At 63.3% G+C, this 1,830-nt stretch carries 3 protein-coding genes; all 3 read right to left on the bottom strand.

Annotated features, from left to right (window positions below; genetic code table 11):
- The coding region (locus CBW22_RS24060; protein WP_088518083.1) for a TrbC family F-type conjugative pilus assembly protein at window positions 1–468 on the bottom strand (468 nt) is incomplete at its 3' end.
- Between the two features lie 9 nt (window positions 469–477).
- Window positions 478–1,470, bottom strand: coding sequence for a conjugal transfer pilus assembly protein TraU (gene traU / locus CBW22_RS24055; RefSeq protein WP_088518082.1), 993 nt, complete (start codon window positions 1,468–1,470; stop codon window positions 478–480).
- On the bottom strand, window positions 1,467–1,808 hold the full coding sequence (locus CBW22_RS24050; RefSeq protein ID WP_088518081.1) for a hypothetical protein: 342 nt from the start codon (window positions 1,806–1,808) through the stop codon (window positions 1,467–1,469). Before CBW22_RS24050 ends, traU begins: the two co-directional genes overlap by 4 nt.
- Window positions 1,809–1,830: the final 22 nt, after the last annotated feature.

Here is a 1,830-nt window from a genome sequence, read left to right as displayed (position 1 = left end):
GCCGTACTGCTGAAACAGGGTCGGGTCAATCTGCACGCCCGCCTGCCTGTCCTTCTTCGACAGTTCAAACATCTTCTCTGCGGTCTGGCGAAAGTCGTTGTTCAGCAGCCCGCGCAGGGTAGCCGGAATGCCGAAGCGGCGGGCATCAGAGAGCATCGGCAGCAGCCCCTCTTCCGGAATGCCCAGGCTCACGAAATACACCGCGCGCGGCGTCTGCCGGGTCGCGCTGTTCTGCTCCGCCTGTCCGGCGGCAATCTCATTCTGCATCTGCGCCACCCGTCCCTGCTGCGCATCCGGCAGGGTGATGTTCGTGCCCTGCAGCTGGCTTTTGAACAGCTCCAGCTCGCGCTGCTGCTGTTTCATGTACGTCATGTCGCTGCCGGAAATGGTGGGCTGCTCAGCCGCCTGCGTGGTCGCGCAGAGCAGCGCAGCGCTGAGGGCCAGCGCCGTAGTCAGTGGAATATTCATGCTGATTCCTTACAGGTAAACGCAGTTGCGCTTTCGCCACATGAGGTAGCCGAAGTTCTTCTTCGACGCGGGAGAGTTGTGTACCGAGCCCCACAGCTGCGTGGTCGTGCCGAACGGGTGGCAGTCCGAGGGTTCGGGGTACATGTTCACCATCTGATAGCGCCAGCGGGATTTTGGGATGATCGGGGATGGATATTCGTAGCACACCGCCACGTCCGCCCCGACCGTCTCCATCACCAGTCCCTCGCGATGCAGCTTGAAGGCCATGCGCTCGCTGACCAGCAGCGAGGCCTCCAGCGGTGAAAACTCGTTGCTGGTATAGCCCGTGAACGGATACATCGAGCCCTGTGCGCCGGCGCACCAGAACAGCGGGTCCAGCGGCACACCTGCGGTGGAGGCAATGGAGTCAGCCGCGCAGGCGCCCTGCGCCAGCAGGTTACTGAAGAGCGCCACTTCCGGATTCAGGATCATGGCCAGCGTGCTGTCGTTCCAGAGCGGGTCCACCTCCGAGAGGTAGGCAATGTCCATGTCACCGGTCTGCATGCAGCCCGTACTGGTGATGATGTTGAGCCAGAAAATCAGCGGATACTTGTACCAGTGCACGTGATAGAAGCTGCCGGGCGTGGGCGCGTCGCTCTGCCCCCCGCGCCCGGTACCGGTGCGGCCGAGGTCGATTTTAAACCCGCCCATGTTCACCATCACGCCCGGCTCGCGGGTCACGTCGGTGAGCGCCAGCGGCTCCCAGAAGCCGATGGCCAGCCCCAGCCGGTAAAAAATGCCGTACGGGCACAGCTGAATGGGCGAGGCCGGGTTTGGCGTGTCCGGGTGCGCGCCGGAGGCCAGCTGAATGCTGCCGAGCGACATGGGAAACAGGCACTTCCAGCAGACGTCGCTGATCGGATTCACCCAGCGGCCGTCGCCGGCGTTGCTGGTTGCCGCCATCACCGGCTTTGCCATAATGCCCGCAGTCAGCAGGCACAGTATGAGGAGAAAGCGCTTCATGCGTCCTGTGCCTCCGCCTTTCGCCGCAGCCAGACGCACACCGGGCCGTCGTCCGTGTCGTGGATGCTGCCGGTAAACCAGCCCTCGCCCGCCGGGCCGGAAGGCTGCCACGCGCTGCAGTTGCCGGTTTTCCGGTAGTCCGACATCATCCAGTCCGGGACGTCGTTTTCCATCCAGGTGGTCGCCGCCTGCAGATGATGCGCGTTAAGCCAGGCCTCAAACTCGCCAGGCTGCGGATAATCATTGCCGCCTGCCGGCAGGAAAAAAGCAGGATGCGTCCAGCCGCCCCAGCGATCGCGCACGACCGGCTGAGCCGATATTTCAGCGGGGTGTGTCATAAGAGGAAATTCCGTGGTTGCG

This window comes from Pantoea sp. VS1 (assembly GCF_002207995.1).
In the GTDB taxonomy this organism is placed as follows: Bacteria; Pseudomonadota; Gammaproteobacteria; order Enterobacterales; family Enterobacteriaceae; genus Pantoea; species Pantoea dispersa.
The sequence above is the reverse complement of the archived record's forward strand: the minus strand, read 5'-3'. Positions and strand labels throughout refer to the sequence as shown.

Excerpts from the sequence above, each read along its gene's own strand:
- CBW22_RS24050 (WP_088518081.1), bottom strand. The coding sequence starts at position 1,808 with ATGACACACCCCGCTGAAATATCGGCTCAGCCGGTCGTGCGCGATCGC.
- traU (WP_088518082.1), bottom strand. The coding sequence starts at position 1,470 with ATGAAGCGCTTTCTCCTCATACTGTGCCTGCTGACTGCGGGCATTATG.